We start from the raw sequence: 24,386 nt of genomic DNA on the forward strand, positions 1-24,386 counted from the left end.
GCTGCACCGTCTCAATCGTGCCCTTTCCCAACGAGGTTACTGGCAAACGAGTGCCGTCCCGAATGGGACGATCCACCGCGTATCCCTGCATCCCTGTTGAGCTTTGTGACGTAGGCTTGGAGGCTGTCACACGCCGAGTAATCAACCGGCTCCCCGGCCTCGTTGATACGCCGCTTGGCGCTCATCGCAAACTTGCGGCCCTTGCCAGCAAGGACCAGGCAAGTTGACGGCGCGAGCCCTCGATAGCGCTCTGCGGTTAGCTCGGTTCCCATGCCGCGTGCAATGCGATGGTTCAGCTAGCACTCCAGAGCCGAAAGCGTTTTTGGATGCGTGAGGTAGACACATCGCTTCTCCCATATAGCCACAGTGAGGCGCGTGTCGGATCGGCTTGCAAATATTGGGTTTATGGTCCGTGACGTGGGTCGGCAACAGATTCGCTTCGAGCGGCCCGTCTACGCCGCATAAGCGGGGCGATGGACGCCTACAAGAGGGTCGGCCGAGATTCCAACATGCGAAGCTGCGCAGATAGGGGGCTCAGTGCCGGATTATGCGCAGCGACCGACGGACGCTGCTTGTAGGATGCATCTTGGGCCAACGTGATGAACATAATCGGCCCATACCCAACAGCGGGTATCCGTATTTCGCGGTTGATTTTGTCTTGTGCGGCGCGACGGACGCAGTGAGGCGCCAAGGGTTGAAGACGGCGTCGCAGATCGGCCAGTTGCAGCCCTTCGCTTACGGATGAGTCGGTCATCGAAACGGCAGCTTGACGTCCGACAGCGTCCGTTCGCCAAGCTCCTCTCTGCAAGGAATCATGGCTCGCGGCAGTTTCTTTTATAGAGCCGGCCCTGACTCATGGCGATAGATAAGCGTCAGAGAGATCGCTATTGAAAAGCCCGCCCACCGCTACGGGAGGATGCGATCAGCTGGTTCAAACGAGTCAGGCCGGCCGGCTTGACCAGATAGTGATCGAAACCCGCCTGCCTTGCGCGTTCGCGATACTCTTCTCCCGCGTAGCCACTCACCGCAATCAGCAAGGTATCCGCGAACCGGGGCATCGCACGTAACCGGCGCGCGACTTCGTAGCCATCCATCTCTGGCAGCCCGATGTCGAGCACAATGACATCCGGCTGAAAGTCCGTCGCGCATTGCAAGGCGGAAGGACCGTTCGAGGCGACCTTCACCTCGTGCCCATCGAGCCTGAGTACCATCGCGGTGCTCTCGCCCGCATCGGGATTGTCGTCAACGACAAGAATTCTTTGTGCCGCGACGACTGGGCGCTCCCGCGGCGCGTCGGCGATTGATGATAGAGGCATCCTGACATGCGAAGGCGCCGGAAGCCGGACAACGAGCGTGCTGCCCCGGCCAGGGCCGGCGCTGGAGGCCTGAACGGTTCCGTGATGCAGTCCGACCAGCTTTTGCACGAGCGCGAGACCCAGGCCCAATCCCGCGGACGTGCGATCCAGCGAACGCTCCGCCTGCACGAAGAGGGTGAAGATGGTCGGCAGAAAGTCCGCGGCCATGCCAATGCCGTTGTCGGCGACCGTCAGCACAGCCTCATCGACATCGCGCACGAGCGTTACCTCAATGGCGCCCTCAGGAGGTGTGTATTTGACGGCGTTGCTGAGCAGATTGGTCACGATCTGCTCGAGGCGAATGGCATCGCCCTCGACTGCCAGGACCTCTGGCGGCAGGATGAGCGTAACCTTGTGCCGGCGTGCGTCGATCTCTGCCCGCATCGCGGCAACGCTGTGCTGCACGATTTCCACGAGATTGACGGGCTGCACATTGAGCTTGATGATGCCGCGTGTAATGCGTGACACATCCAGGAGGTCGTCAACCAGGCCGATCTCGTGATCAAGCTGGCGCCTCGCAAGCGCCCGCGCGTGCTGTTGTGTTTCCTGGTCGATGTTCTCGTGCCCCCAAACCTCGACGGCGTTGGCAATCGCCGCAAGCGGGTTGCGCAGTTCGTGAGCGAGCATTGCAAGAAAATCGTCCTTCTGGTGATCGGCCGTTTCCAGGCGTTGCACCGCGAGTCGATGCTCGGTCGTGTCTTCGATGGTCAGCAGGATCCGCGCCTGGCCCCGCCCCATCACACGGGCGCCGTTCAGCCGCATCGTACGCACGCCAATGCGCGGGAAATCATGCGTGATCTGGAAATTCCGGACGACAGTCTGCTCAGGCAGGACCTCCTCAAGCAGGTCACGCAGACCCGGGATATTCCACTGTCCGTTGCCCAGCGTATAAAGCAGCGCACCGATCGTATCCTCGGCGCTCGTCTGGAAGGTCTTGTAGAACGCATGGTTGGCCCGCGTCACGCGCAGGTCGGATTCCAGCACGAGCAGCGGCTCGGCCATCGTGTCGATGATTGCGTCGGCATAGTCGCGCGCAAGTGCGACTTCGTCGTGCAGCACCCTGAGTTCGTGATTGCGGTAGCGCAACTCGTCGTTGGTGGTCGACAGTTCCTCGTTCAGCGACTGAAGTTCTTCCTTGGCGGTTTCGAGTTCTTCGTTGGTGCTCTGGAATTCCTCGTTGCTCGAGAGCAGTTCTTCCTCGCTGGATTTGAGCTCCTCCCGTGCGCTTTCGTGCTCCTCCAGCATGGTTCGGATCTGCGTGCGCATCGCGCCCAGTTCGGTCATCAGGCGCGCAATTTCCTCGTCCCTGGGATCAGGATGTTGCGCGGCAACCCGGCGTCCCAGCCGTTGAGTGATCGCCTGCCGCAACAGCGCCTTGAGGGGCACCTGGCCGCCCGGACCATCCGCATCCCTGGCCCCGCTCTCGAAAAAAATCAGGAACCAGCGGCCCTCGATGCCTGCCGTCTGGACCGGATGGACTTCCACGCTCGCCGTCTGCGGCCCGTTCGTTCCCGACGTGCGCAACCCCGTCGTGCGCACCACCACACCGTCCTGCCGGACCTTCCTGACGCCTTCGCTGACGGCCAGGTAAACCTCGGGCCGCGCAAGCCGCTGGAGGTTGCTGGTGGGCGGCCCGCTGGGATTGACCAGCCAGGCGGAGGTATCACCGCGATATTCGACGATGTTCAGGTCGTCGTCACACAGCACCGAAGATGGCGCATACCGCGCAAGCGTAATGCGGTCGACTTCGGATCGAAGTGACGACGCTTCGCTCGGCTCGGACCGGCTCTCCCGTGCGCTTTCTGCAGGGGCAGCTGGCACGGTTCGCGGCGAATGCCGGCGAACCTGCGCCGGTGGCCCCAGCCGTGGCTTCTTGCTGTAGAGTCTGCTGCGCCGGTTTTCGATGACACCAAAGAGTTCGGAGAAAGCACCGACCGTCTCCGAGGGCCCAAGCATCAGCACGCCGTCGGGTTTCAACGCGTAATGAAAGAGCGGCATGACATTTCGCTGCGCCTGGCCACTCAGGTAGATCAGCAGATTCCGGCAGCTCACGAGATCCATCCTCGAAAACGGCGGATCGCTCAACACATCGTGGCGCGAAAACGTGCACAGGTCCCTGACCTGTTTATCGATGCAGTAATACTCGCCCTCGCGCACAAAGAAGCGTTCCAGCCGTTCCGGCGACACGTTGCGGGCTATGTTCTCGATGTACCGGCCTGTGCGTGCGACTTCGAGCGCCTCCGCGCTGATATCGGTGCCGAAGATCTGCACCGTCGTGGTTGCCGCATGCTCGCCGAGGTACTCGATCAGGCATATCGCGATGGAATAGACCTCCTCGCCGGTCGCACAGCCGGGCACCCAGATCCTGAACGGGTCGGTGGATTCCTTGCCGGCAACGAGGCGCGGAAAGACTGTCTGGGTCAGGACTTCGAATGTATCAGGATCCCTGAAGAACTCCGTCACCTGAATGAGCAGGTCCCGTCCCAGCGCGAGCGTTTCGGCCGGGTCGGACTCCAGCACGGTGACGTAGTCTGCCACCGATGTGACCTGCTGTAACGCCATGCGGCGCGCGAGCCTGCGCTGGACGGTGCCATTCTTGTAGCGGCTGAAATCGATATTGCAGGCCTGCCGGAGCAGGCGGAATATCGCGCGCAGACTCGTTTCAGCGGGCTCAGACGATGTGCCTGTTGCGGCGGCAGGCACTGACCTCAGGTAGGGGTGGCGCCCGATTGCGATGATTTCCTTCGCGATATCACGCGGGGCGAGCACGCGATCGACGCATCCCTTGCTGATCGCCGCGTGCGGCATGCTGTTGAAGTGCGCTGTCCCCTCGTCCTGGGCAAACGTAATGCCACCTTCCCGCTGGATTGCCTGCAGCCCCAGGGCGCCGTCCGAACCGCTGCCCGACAGCACCACTCCGATGGCGTTGGAACCCTGATCCACCGCGAGGGAATCCAGCAGGTCATCGACGGGCATCGGTGGCCCGAGCGTCGCGTCTCTCGGGCGCAGCCGGATGCGGCGCTGTGCAACCGACATGCTCGCGTTCGCGGGAATGACGTACAGGTGGTTGACCTCAATATCCATGCCGTCGGCGGCTTCAACAACCGGCATGGATACGCGCCTGGCCAGGATCTCAGGAAGAATGCTGTGACGGGATGGATCCAGATGCTGCACCACCAGAAATGCCATGCCACTGGCAACTGGAATGTCCGCCATGAGTTCGGAGATCGCCTCGAGCCCGCCCGCGGAAGCGCCAATTCCGACCAGCGGAAAGGTTGGCGACGTCGATTCGTCCGACGCTGTCGCAGATTGGGTCACGTCGTCTCCAGTGATGCCATAGATGTCTGGCCGTTGCTCGTGCGGAACGATTGCCGCATGTGAGCGTTTTCTTCAGGCAATAGTTGGTGATGCGTCTCGCGGCTTCTCAGGCTTCGCGCCGGGCAGCCGCGCTTTCCGGCGCGTGAGGGGACCGGTTGCTGCGAGCTTCCTCCTCATCGATCCAGGCTGCGAGAGCCTGACGGATGATCCAGCCGCGCGAGCGGTCAAGACGTGCGGCAAGTCGATCGACCTTTTCTGCCAGGGGTAGCGGGACGTGCGCGGTAAGCACACGTGTAGTCGCATCGGGCATGGCACTCTCCTTCATTTGCCGGAATTGAGAAAGACACGGGGTGCAATCCGCAGGGATTGATGTGCAACCGCCAAGCGTTGCCCCACACATTGCCACCTGCCCGGATTATAGCCCCGCCAATCGCTTTGATTCGAACCGATTGATCTGCGGCGCGGCAGGCGTTCAAGCCGCCCGTCATGCGTGGGTCATCGCATGGATCATCCCTATAAGGTCGTCTGGCGTCCCTCCCTTCTGGCAATATCCGTCAAAGCCGACCGGCACACCCCTGGCCAGAACCTCGTGTTCATCGAGCGCGGTGAGAGCCACGATGACCGCGCCGCGCGTGGGCGCAAGCCGCCTGAGTACCCGTGCGGTCGAAAATCCGTCATGCCGCGGCATATTGATGTCTAGCACAATGACGTCCGGCATCCAGTGACGGGTGAAAACCAGCGCCTGGATTCCGCTCGCCACGAAGCGCGCGTCCATGGCGCTCTGTCCCAGCGCGGCCGTCAGCGCAGCTCCTAAAGACTCGTTATCGTCGACGACCAACACAGCCGGAATGCTCCCGGCAAATTTGACCGATCGGTTTGTCCATATGCCGCAGCGAGCCATGTCATTTCCTCGTTGTAGACATAGGGTTACCCGCTGAGGCGCATAGCATGTGCCAGGGGGAGCGATGGATTTACAACAAAGCGAGCGCTGGGACATTGCATCGCGCTCGCCCGCGATGTTTCTGCTGAGAATTGCCATACGAGCCAGCGATTTCTACCCGGTTCGCCGACCCTCCGTCGTACCGACACCCTCCTTCAACGGGCTGCTACTGCTTTGGAAGCAGCTATTCAACGCGTACCGTGTCGAGTGGCTCTTGTGGGTCGAGGCTGTGTGGAAACGCGAAACGCAGAGCTGCCGGGGCATAGATTCCGTGCTGCATCGTCGCTGCAATTCGAAAGGCCACGAATGTTGGCGCAATTTCAGTGCCTCGTTGCGGAACGCGGACAACTTATACGGCGAGTTTTCGGCGCTTCACGCACCCACCAGCCTCATGGCCTTCATGGTTTTCGCGAACCCAAGTATCGCTATTACGCGCTTGAGGTTGTACGCCAGCACATGCAGGCTCATTTCGGTACTCACATTGGCGAACCGGCGAGTCAGGAAGTGCGTGTAGCCCATCCAGTGTTTGAACGTCCCGAATACGTGCTCAACAGTCCGCCTTCGCGTCGTCATCGCATCCGGTATTCTGTCCAGCCTACCCTGGAAGCCTGCGATCGTCGGGCTCGAGTAGGATATGGCATTCGCGTTGAAGATGCCGGTGACAAACACGCTGCCGACGTAGACCGGCACACCGCTGCCGAAGTACGACACGCTACGGGCGTCGGTCGAAATCAGTAACAGCACGAACGGCGAATACTGGAGGCCAGCCTTCACGGTGCCATAATCGCTCGCAAGACCAACCCACGCCTGACGGCCAAACAGGTTTCCGTTCGAATCGGCGAACCCGCCATTTGTCGCGTCTATGCCGCTTTCGAGCGTGAACATTGCCTTCAGTCCGCCGCCGATGTCTTCGATGCCTTTCAGGCCGAACAGCGACGGCGTCATGCCGCCCGTCATCATCGAAAACTGACGGCCCGCGTTCTGGCCGGTATTGGAATCGAGCGTCTTGCTGGTATAGAGAATTCCAGCGTCGACAACACCATAAAGCGTCACGCTGCTTTGCGCGTTGGCCGGCAGCACGGTTGTGCCGAGCAACAGGCCGGCTGCTACGATAATGCGATTGTGCAAGAGAGATTGCATCAATTTATGTGTCTCCTGTTTATTTTGCTGTCGAAGTCCGGTGCGCCGAAAACGGCCAGTCGTCCGGCTGACGCGGCCTCTTTTTATGCATGCAGTCGTTGTGACACGACGGGATTCCAGATAGGTCGTAGCAGTCCGCCGTTTTGGCTATTGTTTATGGAGTCCTGAAAGATGGAAGCGTTGTCGACTGCTTCCATCTCGCTCTGCCTGCCGGGGAGGCAGTGAAGACAGCGGCGGACCGCGTGTCGCCACGGCATCGACGTCGTGGCCGGGCGCCAGTACTTCAGCGCCTGAATCAACTGGCGCCTCCGCGCCCGACGGAGACTGACGCGGCAGCAGAAGGCAGGCTTCAGCCCTGGTAGACGCGCGCGACGATGTCGTCGACACGGGACATGTCGGGCACGGCGAGGAAGTCCGGATGCTGGTAGGCCGGGTTCGGGTACTTGTAGTAGCCCTCGCCGGTCTGCATGCCCAGCAGGCCCTTGTCCAGGAAGCGTGCCTTGAGGTAGGCAGCGTTATCCAGCATCTGCTGGTCTTTCTTCTCATGTCCCCAATAGGTCAGCACGTCGAAGAAAGTCTTCATGCCGACCATGTCGATCAGCGCCATGGGGCCCATGCCGGCGCCGGAAATGACTTTGAGGTAGGTCCGGTCCACGTCCTCGGGAGTGGAAATGCCGTTGGTCACCAGCGTCTGCGCCGCAGTGATCAGCGAAACGAACCACGTGTTGAGCACATAGCCGTTTTGCTCCTTCTGCACCGCAATCGGCACCATTCCGGTCTCGATGGTGAACTGGGTTACCTGACGCAGCGTTTCCCTGGCTGTCTGCGGGTGGGCCATGATCTCGATCACGTTCATAACCCAGATCAGGTTGGCGTAATGCAGTGCGCAGAACTTGTCGGGGCGGTCGGTGACATCTGCGAAGTCACGCGCCAGCAGGGTGGAAGAGTTTGTGGCAATCAGCGCATGCGGCTGCAGCCACGGCGCCATCTTCTGGTAGACCCCGGTTTTGATGGCAGGGACTTCGGGGACGGCCTCGATCACCAGGTCAGCATGCTTCACGGCGTCGGCGAGATCGGTCGAGTAGCGCAGGCGACTGCGGGTGGCGGCGATGTCGGCCTCGCTGGCGCTTACGTCCTTCTTGTAGATCTCCTCGTATTGCGCGTGGGCGCCCTTGCAGCGCTCCAGGGCATCGTCGGCAATATCGTAGACGACGACGTTTTTGCCCTTGTAGGCGGTGTGCCAGGCGATCTGGCCGCCGAGCACGCCGGAGCCGAGCACGGTCACGTTCTCGATGTTGGACATGGATGTCTCCGTGCGCCGGTCAAACCGGCAAGGTGTTGTGAATGAAAGAGTCATACGTTGAAGGCCTAGCCAGCCACGGCGGCCCCGAGTCATGCGTGTGCATCCGCGAGGGGGCAGGCGAAGCGTTGACAGGGGTACGCGCAGGCCGGGTATTGAGCCGCGAAATCCATGCCCCGCGCCGGAAGGTGCGGGCTGTCCGGGGTGCCGAGGCCGTGGAGATAGGCCGAAGGTCACACCGGTGCTGCCGCAATGGCGAGGCAGCACCGGACCCCGCGCGGTCAGAGACCCCGCGCACGCGCGGAAACACCTTGCACGGGAACCGGGAGGTCCCGCGCTCTACTGCGCCGCGCTGGGAAGCGTGTGGCGCAGTGCGCATCGTGAAGCCCAAGGGCGTACGACGATGAGCCACGGGTGCGGGAAGTCGGACTGCTGCGTAGTACCGGAGAAACTGCCGAACAAGGCTGCGGGTGCAACTCCTGCAGCGGCGGAGGTGGTGGAGGGAAGACGTCACCCTGAACCGCGACCAGCAGATTACCGCACACATCCGCTTCAAGGGCGGCGCCCACAGGACTCTCAAACTGCCGTTGCCGCTGAAATCGTGGCAGCGATGGGTGACCCCAGCCGCGGTGATTGAGGAGATCGACGCGCTGCTCAATCACCATACTGTCTTGCAGATCGCCAAGATCCTGAACAAACGTGGCTTCCCGTCGGGCACGGGTAGGCCCTTCAATGCCAAAATGGTCGCACGCCTGCAGCGCAACTACTGTCTGAAGCCGCGCTATGACCGTTTGCGCGAAGCGGGCCTCCTGACGCTGCAGGAGATGGCCGACGCGCTGCACGTCACGCCGACGAGCGTGAAGATATGGAACCGTCGCGGACTCATCCGCGGTCACGCCTACAGCGACAAGAACGAGTGCCTGTACGACCCGCCGGGCAATGACGCGCCCCGAAAGACAATGGGCGTCAAGCTATCCTGCCGACGTCGCCATCCCGACGTCGTTTCCGATCGACGCGAGGAGGTGTAGTGTGAAACGCAAGCCTTGTCGCGCCAGGCTCCTTTGCCGTCCATCGACAAGCGGACCTGTCGGCCCAGCACGGCGTCGGTGAACGCGCCCGCCGTGAACTGACTGCCCTGATCGGTGTTCACGATGTCCGGCAGCCCGTAGCGGGCAAACGCTTCTTCCAGCGCCTCCACGGCGTGCGAGGCTTCCAGTGTGATGGCAACTCGATGCGCGAGAATCTTGCGGCTCGCCCAATCCACCACTGCCGTCAGGTACACGAACCCGCGAGCCATCGGAATGTACGTCGTGTCGAGGGCAAACACCTGATTGGCCCGGTCAATCTTCATGCCGCGAAGCAGGTACGGCCAGATCTTGTGCTGCGCGTTGCGGCGGCTCGTGTTCGGCTTGCAGTACAGCGCTTCCACGCCCATGCGCTTCATTAGCGTGCGCACGCGTCGGCGGCCGACTTCATGACCTTCCCGGCGCAACAGACGCGCCCGCATTCGCGCTCCGGCGAATGGAGATTCCAGGTGTAATTCGTCGATCCGACGCATCAGCAACTGATCCGCTTCGCTCACCGGCAGTGGCCGGTAATACACGCTCGATCTCGCTATCCCAACGAGACGGGCCTGCCGTGCAATCGGCAACGTATGCCTACGGTCGATCATTTCTTTGCGCTCAGCAATCCCGCCTTGTCGAGCGCGCCGCTTAAAAAATCATTTTCCAGCGCCAGTTGTCCGATCTTCGCGTGCAGCGATTTCAGATCAACCGTTGGCTCGGTCGACGTCGTGCTGCCCGCGCCGAACACGTCCGCCGCGCGCTCCTGCAATTGCCGTTTCCATTCTGTGATCTGGTTCGGGTGCACATCGAACTGCTGCGCCAGTTCGGCCAGCGTCCGCTCGCCCTTGACCGCTGCCAGCGCCACTTTCGCTTTGAACGCCGCTGAGTGCGTCCGTCGGGTTCTCTTCGTCATCTTCCAGGTTCCTTTGCCGACATTATCGCCGGCTCAGGCCCCGCCCGCTCCACTTATCCGGTTGTCCGAATTTGCGCGGCCACCTCTCTGGAGGGTTCCGCAGGTCCTCACGTCGTGCAGCCCTGGCAACCAGATCGTTTGAGACGTCTTCAGCCGCCGTCCCGACGGCGTACCCTGCTCAACAAAGCGGTAACAAAGTGTAAATCCCAACTGTCACACGGCGTGGTCCCTACGACCAGCAAGCTCACTGTTCCACCTGTTCCATCACGATGTTGATTCCGCATGTCCATTGCGGCGAGGCGGGCTCCATGGATAATCGAACATGACCAGGGCATCTCGGAGTCGAACAAAATGGACCAGGTAATGCGCATGAAGGACGTGGTGAAGAAGATTGGTCTGTGCCGCGCGACCGTTTATGCCATGATCAAACGAGGGGAATTTCCGCGTCCCATCCGCATCGGTGAACGTGCGACTGGCTGGCGTGAATCGGAGCTTGAGGCCTGGCTGGCGAATCGTTCCGCGGCCAGGGAACAATCGGCGCCGGGATTGCCCTCAGCTCACTGATTGGATCACCAGCAATCTCACGATCCGACGGCCAGCATCGTGCCGCGGCATCCCCGCGCACCGCATCGGCAGACATAGCTCAGGCGTGCTTCTTCGTCTGCGAGATCCTCGACGGTCAACTGGTAATCGAGAAACAGTTCCTCGCCCGGCGCGATCGCGACCGACGCGTGAATGAACACCCGATCCCCATTCTCGACTGCCTCGCAGTTGGCAGTGCATGAATGATTGAGCCAGCGTGCGCTGTTTCCCCGTTGGCCCCCGTCGATGACGCGTCCGTCCGACAGGCCGAAGAAATAGGTGTGACCGGAGGCGCCACTCTTCCGGTGTTGCCTGATGGCGACCCTCCAGGCAATGACTTCACCCTTGTACTCCAATAGCCGTTCGCCGGCTTCGAGTGCCCGTAACGCGAACACACCGCGCCCGTGCACGGGCGAACGTCGAACCACCACACGTCGCTGCATACCTGCCTGTCCTCCTTTTCAATGGCCGGCGTATAGGGTAACGAATCGCGGCCTATGTGTACTTCTTGAAGTACTTGGCCATGTTCCAGATCGCGATCATGATCATCAACGACACGGGCCAGAAAAGCAGATACACGGGCAGCGGCACCGGCGCCACCAGCCAGATCATCGCAGTGAGCGGAATGACGCCGAACATTAACAGGTGCTTCGCGTGGTGATAGCGGGTAGCCGATTCGTGGCCGCCCTCCTCGCGCCTCACATGCCGCGATACGAGTCCATCAACGAGCGCCACGGCGACCGCCAGCACGAACTGGGGAATCGTCATCGCGAGCATCGCGGCACGGATTCCGAAAAGCTTGATGCCGATCATCGCCACCACCAGCGCCTCCCGGGTCGTGCCGGCAAAGGCGGGGCGCAGAAGCGAACCCACCCCTTGATGCGGCAGGACCCCCGCCTCCCACGCGCGTGCCGACGCATCGACACCCGTCCAGCCGAACCAGCTCCAGTAGGCGAAGTCCGCTGCCCGCTCCGCCAGTTCGGGATCGCTCGTCTGCTCCATGTAGTAGCGCACCAGCGACCGGATTCCGTCTGCCGGATCGTCACGCCACAGAAAATGCGCGGCGGCCAGATCTGCCAGCACCGAAAACAGGCTGGCCAGCAGCAGCCAGAGGACGACGTGGATCGCAAGATCAACGACCCAGAAGAAAGATTTCACGCCATCAGCATTGCCATCGCGCGCTTTCGCCACCATTGTTCACCTTCGATGTCAGAATCCTGCGCCCCTGCCTTCGACGGCCCACGGACCTGCGGTTGATGCCGGACCACTCGCACCGAGCGGCATAAAGCTGCCGACCGCTCCACCGATGGCGTCCGGCGCCACGCCGCCCGCGTCGTCAAAGTCCGATACGGCCTGGACGTACGACGCATAGCGCGAGCGCATGTCCGCCACCACATCATCGAGCCCCGTCAGCATGACCGGATCGTGTGCGTCCAGCAGCGGCAACCGCACCTTCACAAGCTGGCCTCCTTCAATCAACGCAAACGCCTGGCCCTTGGGTAGCTGCGTCAGGTCCGACGGCTGCAGCATCGGAACCGGCCGCACCGAAATCTGGTCGTGGGTCTGCGCGGTGAAATGCACCCCCTCCCCGCGGCGCACGGCGTCTGTCGCCGACGACGCAAGCGTCAGCGTCTTCACGTCGACCATCGGTAACTGGTCGGTCAGGATTTTCGCGGTCGTGACGTACTTCACGCGCAGCATCACGAGCGTGTTGAAGTTGCCGAATATCTGTTCGGCCTTGGCGCGCGAACCGATCTTCGCTTCCACATCGGCACTCGTCTGCGTATAGGCCGTCACCTGGTAGCCCGCCCCACCCGCCTTGTTCACCATCGGCACGAACTCGTCGCCCACAAGTTCGTTGAATTCGTCCGCATGGATCGACACCCGGCGCTTTCCGCCGGTGGCGCTCTGGCCGTAACCATACCCATACTTGTATATGCGGCCCGCAGTCGAGGTCAGGTCCGCAAACATCGCGTTGCCGACCACGCCCGCGACTTCGAAGTCCGACAGGGCATCGAGCCCGACGTACACAATCCCGCCGCGGTCCATCACCCGGTTCCAGTCGAATACCGGGCGCGGATCTTCCGGATCGCCGTAGTCGGGAGAAAGCAGCTCCGACGTGCGTCCTGTGGTGAGCTTTTCCAGGAGCGGGTACAGCGAAGAGATCAGCTTGTCGAAGTACGAGCGCTCGTTGCTGATCACCGACAGCAGGCCGTTCGCGATCGGGTCAGTCCATCCCTGCTGCCGGATCAGGTTTGCAACCTGCAGCACCTCCTGGTTGCGCTGCAGGCGCATCGCCTGTCTGGCTTCCTCCTTCTCCAGCGGCTCCAGTCCGTCCTCCCAGCCGGGATGATCGCGATCGAGCCAGAAGCGGAAATACCGCAAGGCCAGTCCGTCGATGTTCACGGCGTTCTGGTAAATCATCTCGTAGGTCGGACGGATGCCGAGCGCGCTCATCGCACGCGCCATCACGTTCACGAAGCGCCAGACGAAATCGCGGAATGCGGCCGACTGGCCTTCCTTTGGCAGATTGCCGGCGATGCGCGTCGCCACTTCGGTGATCCTCGAATACGTGCCGATCGGGCTGTAGCGCGCGGACTTGTCGGGATAGCCGAGGTGGAAAAACGTGAACTCGCTCTCCCGGCCGCAACGCTTTGCCTCGGCATACATGCGCAGCAACAGGTCGACGTCACCCTTCGGGTCGAACACGATGACGATGTCGCCACGGCGGATATCCTGGGCGACCAGTACCTCGCATAGCCGGGTCTTGCCGACGCGGGTCGTTCCGAGCACAGCCATATGTCCGACCCGCTCACCCAGGTCAAACCAGATGTCGCGCTCCTCGGGCTCGACACCGTGCAGGGCTGGATCGCCGCCGACGGGCGGCAGCGGCGCGACCGGGTTCCACCATGCCTGCCGGCGCGTGATGCGCGCAAGGCGCGCGTCGGGACGCAGCCGTTCGTAGTCCCGCGCATGGTCATACAGATCGTTCCGCGCTAGCAATCGCCGGTTTTCAGGGAGTCGGGCCTGATAGAGGCGCTGCGTGTGAAGGCCGCTCCATCGGAAGCCACGGCCGAGAAACACCTCCTGGTCCGAACAGGGAATCGCCCCCGCCGCGATCACGTATTGCGGCAGACGCCGCAGGTTGCGCTGGAAACGGATCAGTTGCCATCCCTGGCGTGCCCGTACGCAGGCGAGCGCGAGCAGCGCAACCGTCGTTACCCCGCCCGTTGCGGGCGTGACGAGAAACAGTGCAGGATGGGACCAGAGCACGCCGGTGGCCGCGAGGGCGGCAACGGACGACAGCAGCTCGACGGGCCTGCGGAAGCGGTTTTCGACTGGATAGGCCATCGCCGCTGCGCTCCCCGTCAACCCTTACGGCTGTACGGAGCCGTCCCCATCCGGAGCCGGCTTCTGTTTCGACTGGATCATCGCGTTCGGCGGAGGGACGGGATTGAAGAAGCGTTCGGGCTCCGGGACGAGCATCACCGACAGTTGCCGCCCACCCGCTCCCTTGATGTTGTAGTGGATGAGGTACGACCGGCCGGCTCCGCCGGAATCGGCCGCCACCGGGTAGCCGGACTTCTGGAAATCGCGCTGGACCTGCTTCCACGCTTCCGGCGTTCTCCCGTCCTCCGTGGGTGTCTGCTCGATCGCCTCGGGATGCGCCTGGGCAAAATCGCGGAAAATGGCTGGCGTGACGAGCAGCATGCCCTCCGGTACGAAGTGCACGCGGGCCATCGATTCGTTGTACGGCAGCGCGCCAGTGGCAATGCCTTCCTGCACCCAGGCCAGGAATCGCTCCGCGTTCGGGCGGGGCTGCCGGCCGCCTTCACGCGAAACAACCGACTTCGCCGGCACCTTCGATTTCTGTTTCGGGCGCACGGGCAACGTGACTGCGGCCGGAACTGGTCCGTCTGCCCTCGGCACCTCACGTTCAGGAGATGCCTCCGACTGCAATGCGGACGCGCTCTCCGCGTCAGGCAAAAACGCTGCAGGGTTCTCCTGCGAAGCCGGCGCGCGAGAATCCGCCGCCGGCATCGCGCCGGGTCCGTCAACCGCGGCACCAGGGAGACCAGGGAGACCAGGGAGACCAGGGAGACCAGGCATTATCAGCAGTATCGGTGCGCCATCAACGGATTCCACCGTTCGTGCTTCCTCCGATGACGACGGGACAGGCGTGACGAGCAAATGCTCCGGATCGACCTCGTCCTGCGCACCGGCCTGAACGTCCGCGGTACCAGCCGTACCCGACGAATCCCCCTCTTTCGATTCCGGTTCTTCGTCCCTGTTGCCATCGACCACGCTGATGGCGCCGGGCGGTAGTGCACGGGGATACCGCCCCGGATCCGCGTACAGCCGGTCGAGCGGAAAACGCAGGACCGTGAACGTCTGCTTCCACCTACCAACGGCGACCTCGACGGTCCAGATCGCGCCGCCTTCCGGCGTTGGCATGAGCGCGCCGTACTCCTGCCAGGTATCGAAGAGGCGGTTGTTGTCGGACGGGATACCGCCCGCGCCTGGCTGTTGCTGCTCGGGGCTGCCGAGATACGCTCGCACCGTTTCGGCAAGTGTCTTCGCGACGCACCACAGCGATTCACCATCACAGTAACCGGTGGCGCCCGCACGGTTGAGCGGCATTTCACCTTCCGCCAGCAGCCGGCGCAGCCCTTCCATCAGCCGCTCGATGAGCGGAACGCTGCGGGCGGTCACGAACCGCGTGCGCGGCCCAGTAAGCAGATTCTGTGCGACCGAGCGCCGGTCCGCCTCACCCACAATCTTTGCGAGTGCCCCTTCCTTTGATGTGGCGTCATCCGACAGATACGCGGCCAGTTCGTTGAGTACGGGCGGATACTGTGCAAGCCAGCCTAGTGACGCAGAGGGAACCAGGCGCTGGAGCAGCACGATCGGCAGGCGCGCGTGAGCACCGTAATCCCGTTGTGCGGGTTCCGGAAAATCCACCCGGTACCACTCACCACCCTGTTCATTCATGCTGCCCGCCAGTGGGACCCAACGGCGCATGTCGGTACCGCTGACAAGTTCAACCTTCAGGTCGGCCAGGGGCTTGCCGATGTCGTGCAGCAATGCGGCGACCAGCACCGCGTAGCTGCAACGTGCACCGTGCCGCATCTGGTCTTCGGGGCTCGCACCGAGCGGTAGACGGTACCCCTCGCGAAAATGCAACGCATACCGTGCCACCTCGAACAGATGAACCAGCAGTCCACCCGGCTGTGCATGATGGTGTGACTCCGACGCGGGCAGAAGCTGGACAAACTCGGTGAGCCGCCGGATCAACGGCTCGATGTCACGCTGCTCGTTCTCCGTTGACAGACCCGCGCTGCTGCCGATGCGGCGGGCTATGCCCTGCATGCCCGTCCGGTCCAGCAGATCAAGGTATCCGAGGACCGGCAGGTGTTGCGGAGACGGTGCACGTCGCTGCGCGACAGGCTCAGCCGGCGTCGCCTGAGACGGTCTCGATGAAGCGCGGGAAGGTAGCCCCAGCCAGGTCAGGGCAGTACTGAATGCCATCCGGGTTTGCCGCAGATACCGTTAAATTTCATTTCAGGAGGACTGCTACATAACTTCCATGCTCCACAGTACGTAGCCATGCGGTGGATCGATCCTGAATGACTGCACGGAAACGGCTCACCGTACGCAGTCAATTTCCAGGACGTAATACCAACGCCGTCGGACAGCCCGGCAATCCTTTCTCAGCCTTGCGCGGCGCGAGCCGCAGCGTTTTTCGCCCTTGCGGCAATACCTTTTTTGCCCTTGATCCTTTGCGCCTTTGAGCGGGTGAAGCGTCTCATCCCGAGCTTCACCCGCGGCCTTTGGATAAGGCCCTTCCCTTTGAACCGCCCTTTGTTCCCCTTGCCTTCGCGGCCTTCTTCAACCGCCTTTGCACCTCGCTGGACGGCCCGCCGCACGCCGGGGCCATCGACATGCAGCCCGGGAAAAACCTGCTTCAGGAGTCACACACCCGAGCAGACATCCGGCCCACCCGCACGCCGTTGCTGCCTACAGTGAACCCGTCGGTCCGCTCCCCCTGGGCCGACGCGCGCTGTTGGCCTGCCGGGATGCTCCCCGCGCCCGGCAGGCTCTTTTTCTGATTTTTCAGATCACCGGCGCGGCGTGGGGATGCCAACCAACCGGTGAGGCCAAGGTGAAACGTGTGTGGATCGTTCTGGCAGGTGCTGTGACGGGCGTGGCGGCCGCCAGTTGCCGGGCCGACTGCGTGGATGACGCCGCACGCTTTCATCACGTGAACGTGCGGCTCGTCCGTGCGATTGCCACCGTCGAATCGGGACAGCATGCGAACGTCGTCCATCTGAACATCGATGGCAGCACCGATATCGGCCTGATGCAGATCAACAGCCGCTGGCTCACGACGCTTTCGCGTTTTGGCGTCTCGCGCGCGGCACTGCAGGACCGGTGCACCAACGCCTACGTCGGCGCGTGGATCCTGTCGCAGAACCTGCGGCGCCTGGGCCTGAGCTGGGATGCCGTGGGGGCCTACAACGCCGGTACGCACGGGAAGCGCATCGCGTATGCACGCCGCGTGTATCGCGCGCTCAACACGTCGGCCTCGCCCGCGCTGCCCACGCCATCAGGTCCATCTGGTCCGTCTGTGACGCAGGCCCCGAGGCTGATCGCGAAGCTGTTCCAGCCGTTCACGTGGAATACCGCACGCGGAGGCGACCGATGAGCCGCCTCACGTACGATTACGCGATCGAGGTGCTGAACGACTATCTCGGTCCGCTGCAACCGATGCTCGCGGATCCCGACGTGCAGGAAATCATGGTCAACCGCGCCGACGCGATCTTTGTCGAGCGCAACGGCCACATGGCGTATGTCGAGGGTTGCGACCTTGACCCGGATGCACTCGACCGGGCCATCACAATCCTCGCCAACGTCAACGCAAAGGAACAGACGCCGCTGCTCGACGCTCGCCTGCCCGGCCTGCGCATCGCCGCCGCGCGGCATCCCGTTGCCGTCCACGGCGACATGATATCGATCCGCAAACACTCGCGTCGCCGCATTGGACTCATCGACTACGAGCGAAGCGGCGCGTTCGAAGTGCTGCGAGGTGCGCCATCGCTCACCGCGCGCCGCCGCAATGCCGCGCTGCTGGAGCGTCTGGTGTCGGGTGGCGCTGCGCTGCGAGAATTCTTCGAATGGGTTATGCGTGAGCGCATCAACGTGGCGTTCTCCGGTGGCACCTCCTCCGGCAAGACCACGTTGCTCAACGCGATGATCGATGCCGTGCCACCGGAAGATCGCGTTGTCACGATCGAGGACACGGCTGAACTGCAGGTGCACACACCCAACCACGTCGCGTTCGAGACCAATCTTGGCATCACGGTCCGGGATCTGGTGCGCTTCTCGCTGCGCGTGCGTCCGGACCGGATCATCGTCGGCGAAGTGCGTGGCGCCGAAGCCTTCGATCTGATGGAGGCGCTGAACACCGGACATCCCGGCTCCATCGTCTCATTCCATGCCGATTCATCCGATACCGCGCCGGCCCGGCTGGAGTCCCTCATCCGCATGAGCGACGAGGGCCGACTCCTGTCGATCAACGATCTCCGTCAGAAGATCGGCGCCACATTCCGGTTTTTCGTGCACGCCGAGCGTCAGGGCGCAGTGCGTGGCCCCGTCGAAATCCGAGAAGTGCTCGGCGCCGAAGATGGCCGCTACCAGACCCGGTGCCTCTTCTCCCGCTTTGCCTCCCACGAGGAACTGGTCCATGCATGAGCCACTTCAGCGCGGTCGACTGGCACGCGCGATCAGTCGCGCCATCACCGCATTCCGTGATCACCATACCGATCTGCGCAACGCATGGCGAACCCTCGTCATTCGCCATCACCGCGCGCTCCGTCTGTTCCTTGCGGCCCTCTGGCTCGGCACGATCCCCGCCATCGCGCACGCCGGCATCTGGAATGGCGGCCTGTGCACCGTGTATCAGGACGTGCTCGACAACGAACTGCTCGAGGTCGTATCGCTCTCTGCGCTCGTGGGCTCGATCGTGCTGTGGCTGCTCGACGACGGGCGCAGCAACATCAAGACGCACGTGCTGCGCGGCGTGCTCGGGACACTGGCGATCCTGAACATGCCACTGCTCTGGGCGCAGGTGTTCAATCACGGCGCCGCGTGTACCGGCAGCATCTGACAGAGGCCGGCATGGAAGCACTTCGCTCCGATACCCGCAACGGCTCCGGTGAACCGCTCGATCCGCAGGATCCTTCGGACCCGCCGAATCCACTTTCGGCGCGCATCCGCAAGACCATGCTCGAACCGTTCCTGCTGCTCGGCATCGACCGCAAGTGGTGCATCGCCCAGGCGGCCATCGTCGTCACATTCGCCGCGGGCCTGCGCAACGGCTGGGTGCTTCTCGCGGTACTGGTCACGCATCCGGTGCTCTGGCTCGCGGTACGGCGCGACCCGGACCAGATCCGCTGCTACACGAAATACAGCCGTCAGGGCGACTACTACGAGCCCCGGGCGTTGCTGCGTCAGAAGATCAATGCCCGTCCAAAAGGCTTCGCGCGAGGCATGCCATGCTGAAGCCATCTGTCGCGCGCCCGCCATCGACCCTCTCCCCGTTCGACGCCGAACCGCTCGCACGTGTCGCGCAGCGCACCGACGGCGATCGTCGCTCTACCGCCGAGATGGTGCCGTGGCTGTTCCGCTTCAGCGACTCGCTGATCGTCAACAAGGACTCCTCGGTCATGGCGACGTATGAGTTCTCCGGTCCCGATGCCGATGCGCTCTCGACCGGTCACGTCCTCGAACTGATGGAAAACTTCATCACGTCGCTACGAGACATCGCGCGCCGGCCTGTCACGATGTGGTGGACGGTGCACCGCCGCCGCAGTGCGCAGTACCTGAGCGTGCCGATGCCGGACCCGATTTCGCAACGCGTCGATGACGCACGGCGCGACACCTTCGAGCGGGGTGCGAACTACGCGAACCGTCATTTCGTCACGTTCGCGCTGGCGCCCGACGTCGGCATCGACCGCTTCGCAGGCAAGGTCACGCACGGGATGACACACGACCGGATGTCCATCATCCAGGCGCTGGCGCAGGCCGTGCGCGGCACCTTCTCCGACCAGTACCTGTTTGCGTACACGGCGTCCGAACTGGCCGCTGTCGTCGAGACTTTCGAAACCCTCCTGTTCGGTTTCGTCGCAGGCAACCCGCGGCTGGCCTGCCGCCGGCTTCGCGGTAACGCGCTGGGGGCGTTCATGCATGCGTGCTGCTCGCCGTCCAGCGATGATCTGGCAGCAGCCCCGATTCCGGACATTCCCGCCCTGGACCTCGCCATGTGCGACACCGAGGTGCGTCCCGGACACGACTACCTGCACTTCTACTCGCACGGCCGCCAGCGTTTCGCGATCGCGGCCGGTATTCCGGCCCGCCGCGACTTCTGGCCGGACAGCGTGCTGCCCACGAGTCTTGACGGGCTGCTGAAGGTGCCGGGCGAGCTCACGGTCAGTCACTGCTTCCGGCTCACGACCCCGACCGCCGCGATGCGCTTCATCGACAGCGTACGCCGCTATCACGAGGGGCGACGCCTCGACACGCGCTCGCTGCTGGCCGCCACGCTGCGCGGCGGCGACACGTCCGGTGTACGCCAGAACCCGTCCCGTTCCACTGCCGCCGACGATGCGAACCGGCGCATCGGCAAGGTCGAGATGGCCGAGGAGATGTATGGGTACTACAACCTGTCGGTGCTTTCCTTCTCGCCGGTTTTCGAGACCACGCCATTCGATGACGACACCACGGTCGAAGCGGCGTGGACGCAGACGGTCACCACACACCGGGCTGTCGAGGAAGCACTGCGTGCGGCGCACTTCACGCCGGTACGCGAGACCCTGCACGCGTTCTCGGCCTTCGCGACCAGCATCCCCGGCATGTGGCGCGAATGCGCGCGATGGTCATTCATCGACACGGCCGCACTGGCTCGGCTGCTACCGCTGCGCGGTGTATCGGACGGGCACCGGATCAACGCCCACCTGACGAAAGAAACGGGCACGCTCTGTCCGGCGCTCGCCGCATTCCCGACCGAATTCGGCACGCCCTACTGGTTCACCGCTTTCCTCGCCGATGTCGGACACATGCTGGTCTGCGGACGCACCGGCTTTGGCAAGACGATCTTCATGCTGCTGTGCGCGACGCTGTTCCGCAAGTATCCCGATGCCTGGTTGTACGGGTTCGACAAGGACCTGTCGATGCGCATCCCGACGATCCTGCAGGGGGGACGTTATCTGCAGTTCGATCATGGCGCGGCCGGCACTTCCGCCGACGAGCACGCGCAGATGAATCCGCTCGTGCTGCTCGCGGACCTCCGGCACCGGGAGTTCCTTGTCGAATGGATCGTGATGCTCGCGCAGCAGCGCGGCACCTACCGCGTCACGGCGGGAGACCGTCGCGAACTGGAAACCGCGCTCGCTGCCACGCGCAGCCGCACCGACCGGCGCCTGTGGCGGCTGCGCACGGTCCACGCGTCCCTGCCTGCCGGTCCTCTGGCCGACGAACTGGCACTGTGGGTGGGCTCCGCCGTTCACGCCCACTATTTCGACAACGTGAGCGACAGTTTCGAGCATGGCTCGAACGCCGGCCGGTGGGTGTCGATGGCGACGGACCGGATTCTCGCGAGTCCCGCCATCGCCCGGCCGTTCCTGTCGTACGTGACATACCGCATCCAGGACTCGCTCGAGCAACGCCGCGCCACCGGTGTCATCGGCCCTACGCTCGTGATGCTTCCGGAAATCTGGAACCTGCTGGACGACGACGCGTTCGCGACCCAGATCGGCAACTGGATCGTCACGATGCGCAAGAAGCTCGGCTGCGTATGGATGGACGCACAGTCGCCCGAGCAGGTGTCGACCTCGAAAATCTGGCCACAGATCCGCGACAACGTGCTCGTGCGGGTGTTCGTGCCCGTCGAGAACTTCACGCCGTCCGCGAAAGCCGCCTACCAGCGCGATTTTGGCCTGTCCGACGGACAGATCCGCACGATCCAGCAGCTCGTCGCCAAACGTGACTACTTCATCACGGAACAGGGTGGTGCCTCGCGCCGCATCTCGGTGCCGCTCGACCCTGTGTCGATCGCCATCCTGCGGTCGGAACTGAGCGCGCAGCTCGTGTTCGACCGGCACCTGCACTCCGGCCACCCCGACTGGAAAGCGCGCTACATCAAGGAAGCGATGAGCCAGTCGGGTGCGGATGCGACTTCAGCGTTCGAGCAGGAGGTCCACCATGCATAAGTCCACGATTCGCAGCACTGCGCTCGCCGCTGTCCTTTCCCTGGTCCTGCACGCTGGCGCGGCTCGCGCCGGCGGAGGCCTCGACGGTGGTGCAACCGAAATCACGCAGTTGCTGAACCATGCCGAACTGGCATCGTCGGTGGCCCAGCAGGCGCAGATGGTCGAGCAGAACGTCCAGGCGCAGATCACGCGCCTGCAGCAGTACGTCACGATGGTCCAGAACCTGAAGCAGGTTCCCACCTCGCTGATCGACCAGACCATCGCCCCCTACCGCACGCAGATCACGAACTTCCAGTCGCTGTCGACCGCCATCACGCAATTGCAGCAGGCGGCCAGTGCGACGAACGGGCTCTTTGGCCGCAGCCTCTCGGAAATGAACACGACGGGCATGTCGCCCGGACAGTGGCTGTCCGCCTACACCTCGCTCGCCTCGACGCGTGGCGGTCTTTACCAGCAGCAGCTCACCCAGGACATGCAGAACCTGGACACGCTGGCGCAGCGCGCGCAGAACCTGCAGCAGATCCAGTCGCAGATTCCCGGTGTTACCGGCAACGTACAGGGGCTGCAGATGCTGAACCAGCAGTCAAACGTGCTGGCCGGCGAGATGGTGGACCTGCATGCACTGATGCAGCGCCAGGTCGCGCAGCAGATGCAGGATCGCATCGCGCAGTCACAGGCCCAGGGCAACGCGGCACAGCTTGCTGCCGCGCGCGCCGCGGCGTTCGGTCAGGCCAACCAGCAGGAACAGCAGACGACGCAGGGCGCGCCCGACTTCGATCTGCTGCAGGACCAGTAGGAGAACGATCGATGCTGCTGCGCTGGCTGATCTGCCGCCTCTGCACGACGCCCTGCGAGTTGCGCGTGGTGCTGTACGCCGTGCAGCAATACCGGCTGCGCAGCCGGCTGTCGCCCGACGAACGCGATCCCCGGTGGACGTTCGACCGGCGGATCACCCGCAGCGTGCGGCTTTCACTGCTTGTCGGACTGCTGGTTGTGCATGTCGAGAGTCCGCAGGTCTTTGCGGTGGCCTGGATCGCACTGCCGCTCGCCTTGCTGCTCGCGTTGCTAAGGCTCGGCGGCGCCCTGCGGTAGCGGGCCGCTCAACCAGTCCACGTCCAGAACACCACCAGGAAACGATCAGGGCAGCACCATGAACGACGTCATTTCCGTGCTCAACGCGCTCTTCACTGCGATGCAGGCGAAGGGCACGAGCCTGCAGACGCTCTTCGTGTCCGACGGCCTGGACCTGCTGGCAGCACTCGGCCTGATCCTGGCGACCTGGCACACATTCCTGTGGCTGCTCGAAGGCGATTTCCCCGGCTTCTTCGCGAACCTGTTCCGGCATCTGATCCGCTGTGCCGTGATTCTCGTGATGCTCACCGCCTGGTCCGGCACCGTGCACGCCTACTTTGTCGACAACATGCAGACGATGGCCTCGCGCGTGTCTGGTGGCGAGGGCAATCCCGGCAACCTGCTGCGGGCACTCGTCAGTGCCGCGTCGACCATCATGCAGGGGGTACGCACGGAAGCCGCCCAGGTGTGCGAACAGGTGCCGGACATCACGCCTAACGGCGTGGTGATTCCCAACACCGACCACCAGGTGTGCGGCACGACGAGCGACGCCGGCGCGAATTCCGCAGGATTGAACTCGATCTGGACGCTCGTCAAGAACCTGCCCCTCATCCTGCTCGCGTTCCTCGCGAAGGCACTCGCGGTGATCGCGATCGCCCTGATGACCATGATCTTCGTGGTGGTCGTGCAGTTCGGTTCGTTCCTGCTCGACATAGCCTTTTGCCTCGGGCCCGTATTGATTCCCTGGTATGTGCTGCCAGCCGGCGAATTCCTTTTTGATGGATGGCTCAAATTCACCGTTTCTGCCGGACTCTTCAAGGTCATCGCGTGGCTGATGATGGCGATCGTCGACAGCGGTGTGCTGCCCGGCATCCAGAGCCTCGTGCAGCAGGCGGCCGCCGAGAGCGGCACGAACAGCGATGCTTACTACGCGACGAACTACCTCGCCATGCTCGCGCTCGCACTGGTCTGCGGTGTCGGGGCTTTCATGATGTGGCAGGTACCCGATATAGCAAAGGGGCTAGTTTCCGGCGGTGGCGCCGGAGGTATCGGCGGGTTTGGGAAGGGAGTAATCGGAAGACGCCTTACTCCCAAGGCACTCCGGTAGCGGAGGCTAATGACGATGTTGCCGACGTTCAAATTCGCGGATCGAATTAATGCTGCTCCAGTAAGCATCAGACTGCCTGCGTTGCTCCTCCGCGTCGCGAAGCGAATCGCGCATCTGTTTCGGCGTGGTGCTGATCCACGACCAGGCAATGAACGCGATTGCGCCCGCAAGCATCATCGCGACGCCGAAATGCTGTGCGCCGACCTGGTACAGGACGAACGCCGCAAACAGCAGGATCGGCAGCACGAAATACAGCAGGATAATTTTGAACTTTGCCATGGCTGCACCCTCGCAGCAGGTGAACTGGATCCCAGTGTAGCACTGCGGG

The 24,386-nt window shown here is 63.0% G+C and carries 20 protein-coding genes and 1 pseudogene; 10 read left to right on the forward strand and 11 right to left on the reverse strand.

Features of this window, described 5'->3' with window-relative positions:
- Nucleotides 1–884: 884 nt before the first annotated feature.
- From ACFPTO_RS04190 to ACFPTO_RS04210, 5 genes are all read right to left on the reverse strand, one after another.
- The gene (locus ACFPTO_RS04190; protein WP_377709674.1) at nucleotides 885–4,673 is read right to left on the reverse strand and encodes a chemotaxis protein CheB; all 3,789 of its coding nucleotides are present in this window, start codon (nucleotides 4,671–4,673) and stop codon (nucleotides 885–887) included.
- Nucleotides 4,674–4,779: 106 nt separating this feature from the next.
- Nucleotides 4,780–4,983 (reverse strand): ribbon-helix-helix domain-containing protein, encoded by a 204-nt coding sequence (locus ACFPTO_RS04195; RefSeq protein ID WP_377709675.1) that lies wholly within the window; start codon nucleotides 4,981–4,983, stop codon nucleotides 4,780–4,782.
- A 174-nt stretch (nucleotides 4,984–5,157) separates the two neighbouring features.
- The gene (locus ACFPTO_RS04200; RefSeq protein WP_377709676.1) at nucleotides 5,158–5,574 is read right to left on the reverse strand and encodes a response regulator; all 417 of its coding nucleotides are present in this window, start codon (nucleotides 5,572–5,574) and stop codon (nucleotides 5,158–5,160) included.
- Nucleotides 5,575–5,985: 411 nt separating this feature from the next.
- Complete coding sequence (locus ACFPTO_RS04205) at nucleotides 5,986–6,753, reverse strand: porin (protein ID WP_377709972.1); 768 nt, start codon at nucleotides 6,751–6,753, stop codon at nucleotides 5,986–5,988.
- Nucleotides 6,754–7,102: 349 nt separating this feature from the next.
- Entirely contained in the window at nucleotides 7,103–8,056 is a 954-nt protein-coding gene (locus ACFPTO_RS04210; protein ID WP_377709678.1) for a 3-hydroxyacyl-CoA dehydrogenase, read from the reverse strand.
- Nucleotides 8,057–8,523: 467 nt separating this feature from the next.
- Between ACFPTO_RS04210 and ACFPTO_RS04215 the strand changes: the two genes are divergently transcribed.
- Nucleotides 8,524–9,081 (forward strand): hypothetical protein, encoded by a 558-nt coding sequence (locus ACFPTO_RS04215; RefSeq protein WP_377709680.1) that lies wholly within the window; start codon nucleotides 8,524–8,526, stop codon nucleotides 9,079–9,081.
- Here the strand turns inward: ACFPTO_RS04215 and ACFPTO_RS04220 are convergent.
- Nucleotides 9,057–10,030, reverse strand: a pseudogene (locus ACFPTO_RS04220) (IS3 family transposase); the annotation flags it as partial. The gene ACFPTO_RS04215 and the pseudogene ACFPTO_RS04220 sit on opposite strands and share 25 nt — an antisense overlap.
- Before the next feature lie 351 nt (nucleotides 10,031–10,381).
- Between ACFPTO_RS04220 and ACFPTO_RS04225 the strand changes: the two are divergent.
- Nucleotides 10,382–10,594 carry a helix-turn-helix transcriptional regulator gene (locus tag ACFPTO_RS04225; RefSeq protein WP_377709682.1) on the forward strand — a complete coding sequence of 71 codons (213 nt, stop codon included), beginning with the start codon at nucleotides 10,382–10,384 and terminating at the stop codon, nucleotides 10,592–10,594.
- 17 nt (nucleotides 10,595–10,611) lie between these two features.
- Here ACFPTO_RS04225 and ACFPTO_RS04230 read toward each other — a convergent pair whose 3' ends face one another.
- Genes ACFPTO_RS04230 through mobH form a run of 4 tightly spaced genes read right to left on the reverse strand, consistent with a single transcriptional unit; the run spans nucleotide 10,612 to nucleotide 16,141 of the window.
- Nucleotides 10,612–11,055: an SET domain-containing protein gene (locus ACFPTO_RS04230; RefSeq protein WP_377709683.1), complete on the reverse strand. Its 444-nt coding sequence runs from the start codon at nucleotides 11,053–11,055 to the stop codon at nucleotides 10,612–10,614.
- Nucleotides 11,056–11,107: 52 nt separating this feature from the next.
- Complete coding sequence (locus tag ACFPTO_RS04235) at nucleotides 11,108–11,806, reverse strand: IncC plasmid conjugative DNA transfer DtrJ family protein (RefSeq protein WP_377709685.1); 699 nt, start codon at nucleotides 11,804–11,806, stop codon at nucleotides 11,108–11,110.
- Nucleotides 11,807–11,821: 15 nt separating this feature from the next.
- Entirely contained in the window at nucleotides 11,822–13,963 is a 2,142-nt protein-coding gene (gene traD / locus ACFPTO_RS04240) for a type IV conjugative transfer system coupling protein TraD (protein ID WP_377709686.1), read from the reverse strand.
- Between the two features lie 24 nt (nucleotides 13,964–13,987).
- Nucleotides 13,988–16,141, reverse strand: coding sequence for a MobH family relaxase (mobH, locus tag ACFPTO_RS04245; RefSeq protein ID WP_377709688.1), 2,154 nt, complete (start codon nucleotides 16,139–16,141; stop codon nucleotides 13,988–13,990).
- 643 nt (nucleotides 16,142–16,784) lie between these two features.
- On the opposite strand from mobH, the gene ACFPTO_RS04250 reads away from it, so the two are divergent.
- Genes ACFPTO_RS04250 through ACFPTO_RS04285 form a run of 8 tightly spaced genes read left to right on the forward strand, consistent with a single transcriptional unit; the run spans nucleotide 16,785 to nucleotide 24,058 of the window.
- The gene (locus ACFPTO_RS04250) at nucleotides 16,785–17,318 is read left to right on the forward strand and encodes a lytic transglycosylase domain-containing protein (protein ID WP_377709690.1); all 534 of its coding nucleotides are present in this window, start codon (nucleotides 16,785–16,787) and stop codon (nucleotides 17,316–17,318) included.
- Nucleotides 17,315–18,364 (forward strand): CpaF family protein, encoded by a 1,050-nt coding sequence (locus tag ACFPTO_RS04255; RefSeq protein WP_377709692.1) that lies wholly within the window; start codon nucleotides 17,315–17,317, stop codon nucleotides 18,362–18,364. The genes ACFPTO_RS04250 and ACFPTO_RS04255 overlap by 4 nt, the downstream gene beginning before the upstream one ends.
- Nucleotides 18,357–18,779 (forward strand): hypothetical protein, encoded by a 423-nt coding sequence (locus ACFPTO_RS04260; RefSeq protein WP_377709693.1) that lies wholly within the window; start codon nucleotides 18,357–18,359, stop codon nucleotides 18,777–18,779. The genes ACFPTO_RS04255 and ACFPTO_RS04260 overlap by 8 nt, the downstream gene beginning before the upstream one ends.
- 11 nt (nucleotides 18,780–18,790) lie before the next feature.
- A complete protein-coding gene (locus ACFPTO_RS04265; protein WP_377709695.1) occupies nucleotides 18,791–19,174 on the forward strand; it encodes a VirB3 family type IV secretion system protein in 384 nt (127 codons plus the stop codon).
- The gene (locus ACFPTO_RS04270; RefSeq protein ID WP_377709696.1) at nucleotides 19,168–21,879 is read left to right on the forward strand and encodes a VirB4 family type IV secretion system protein; all 2,712 of its coding nucleotides are present in this window, start codon (nucleotides 19,168–19,170) and stop codon (nucleotides 21,877–21,879) included. The genes ACFPTO_RS04265 and ACFPTO_RS04270 overlap by 7 nt, the downstream gene beginning before the upstream one ends.
- Complete coding sequence (locus ACFPTO_RS04275) at nucleotides 21,872–22,675, forward strand: conjugal transfer protein TrbJ (protein WP_377709698.1); 804 nt, start codon at nucleotides 21,872–21,874, stop codon at nucleotides 22,673–22,675. Before ACFPTO_RS04270 ends, ACFPTO_RS04275 begins: the two co-directional genes overlap by 8 nt.
- A gap of 11 nt (nucleotides 22,676–22,686) precedes the next feature.
- Nucleotides 22,687–22,971: a hypothetical protein gene (locus tag ACFPTO_RS04280; RefSeq protein WP_377709700.1), complete on the forward strand. Its 285-nt coding sequence runs from the start codon at nucleotides 22,687–22,689 to the stop codon at nucleotides 22,969–22,971.
- 58 nt (nucleotides 22,972–23,029) lie between these two features.
- Nucleotides 23,030–24,058, forward strand: coding sequence for a type IV secretion system protein (locus ACFPTO_RS04285; RefSeq protein ID WP_377709702.1), 1,029 nt, complete (start codon nucleotides 23,030–23,032; stop codon nucleotides 24,056–24,058).
- Nucleotides 24,059–24,064: 6 nt separating this feature from the next.
- Here the strand turns inward: ACFPTO_RS04285 and ACFPTO_RS04290 are convergent, their stop codons facing one another.
- Nucleotides 24,065–24,304, reverse strand: coding sequence for a hypothetical protein (locus tag ACFPTO_RS04290; RefSeq protein ID WP_377709703.1), 240 nt, complete (start codon nucleotides 24,302–24,304; stop codon nucleotides 24,065–24,067).
- Between the last annotated feature and the right edge of the window lie 82 nt (nucleotides 24,305–24,386).

The organism is Paraburkholderia denitrificans (assembly GCF_042655705.1).
In the GTDB taxonomy this organism is placed as follows: domain Bacteria; phylum Pseudomonadota; class Gammaproteobacteria; order Burkholderiales; family Burkholderiaceae; genus Paraburkholderia; species Paraburkholderia denitrificans.

Excerpts from the sequence above, each read along its gene's own strand:
- ACFPTO_RS04280 (WP_377709700.1), top strand. The coding sequence starts at position 22,687 with ATGCTGCTGCGCTGGCTGATCTGCCGCCTCTGCACGACGCCCTGCGAG.
- ACFPTO_RS04285 (WP_377709702.1), top strand. The coding sequence starts at position 23,030 with ATGAACGACGTCATTTCCGTGCTCAACGCGCTCTTCACTGCGATGCAG.
- ACFPTO_RS04265 (WP_377709695.1), top strand. The coding sequence starts at position 18,791 with ATGGAAGCACTTCGCTCCGATACCCGCAACGGCTCCGGTGAACCGCTC.
- ACFPTO_RS04225 (WP_377709682.1), top strand. The coding sequence starts at position 10,382 with ATGGACCAGGTAATGCGCATGAAGGACGTGGTGAAGAAGATTGGTCTG.
- ACFPTO_RS04205 (WP_377709972.1), bottom strand. The coding sequence starts at position 6,753 with ATGCAATCTCTCTTGCACAATCGCATTATCGTAGCAGCCGGCCTGTTG.
- ACFPTO_RS04270 (WP_377709696.1), top strand. The coding sequence starts at position 19,168 with ATGCTGAAGCCATCTGTCGCGCGCCCGCCATCGACCCTCTCCCCGTTC.
- ACFPTO_RS04255 (WP_377709692.1), top strand. The coding sequence starts at position 17,315 with ATGAGCCGCCTCACGTACGATTACGCGATCGAGGTGCTGAACGACTAT.
- mobH (WP_377709688.1), bottom strand. The coding sequence starts at position 16,141 with ATGGCATTCAGTACTGCCCTGACCTGGCTGGGGCTACCTTCCCGCGCT.
- ACFPTO_RS04260 (WP_377709693.1), top strand. The coding sequence starts at position 18,357 with ATGCATGAGCCACTTCAGCGCGGTCGACTGGCACGCGCGATCAGTCGC.
- ACFPTO_RS04195 (WP_377709675.1), bottom strand. The coding sequence starts at position 4,983 with ATGCCCGATGCGACTACACGTGTGCTTACCGCGCACGTCCCGCTACCC.
- ACFPTO_RS04200 (WP_377709676.1), bottom strand. The coding sequence starts at position 5,574 with ATGGCTCGCTGCGGCATATGGACAAACCGATCGGTCAAATTTGCCGGG.
- ACFPTO_RS04230 (WP_377709683.1), bottom strand. The coding sequence starts at position 11,055 with ATGCAGCGACGTGTGGTGGTTCGACGTTCGCCCGTGCACGGGCGCGGT.
- ACFPTO_RS04210 (WP_377709678.1), bottom strand. The coding sequence starts at position 8,056 with ATGTCCAACATCGAGAACGTGACCGTGCTCGGCTCCGGCGTGCTCGGC.
- ACFPTO_RS04275 (WP_377709698.1), top strand. The coding sequence starts at position 21,872 with ATGCATAAGTCCACGATTCGCAGCACTGCGCTCGCCGCTGTCCTTTCC.
- traD (WP_377709686.1), bottom strand. The coding sequence starts at position 13,963 with ATGGCCTATCCAGTCGAAAACCGCTTCCGCAGGCCCGTCGAGCTGCTG.
- ACFPTO_RS04235 (WP_377709685.1), bottom strand. The coding sequence starts at position 11,806 with ATGGTGGCGAAAGCGCGCGATGGCAATGCTGATGGCGTGAAATCTTTC.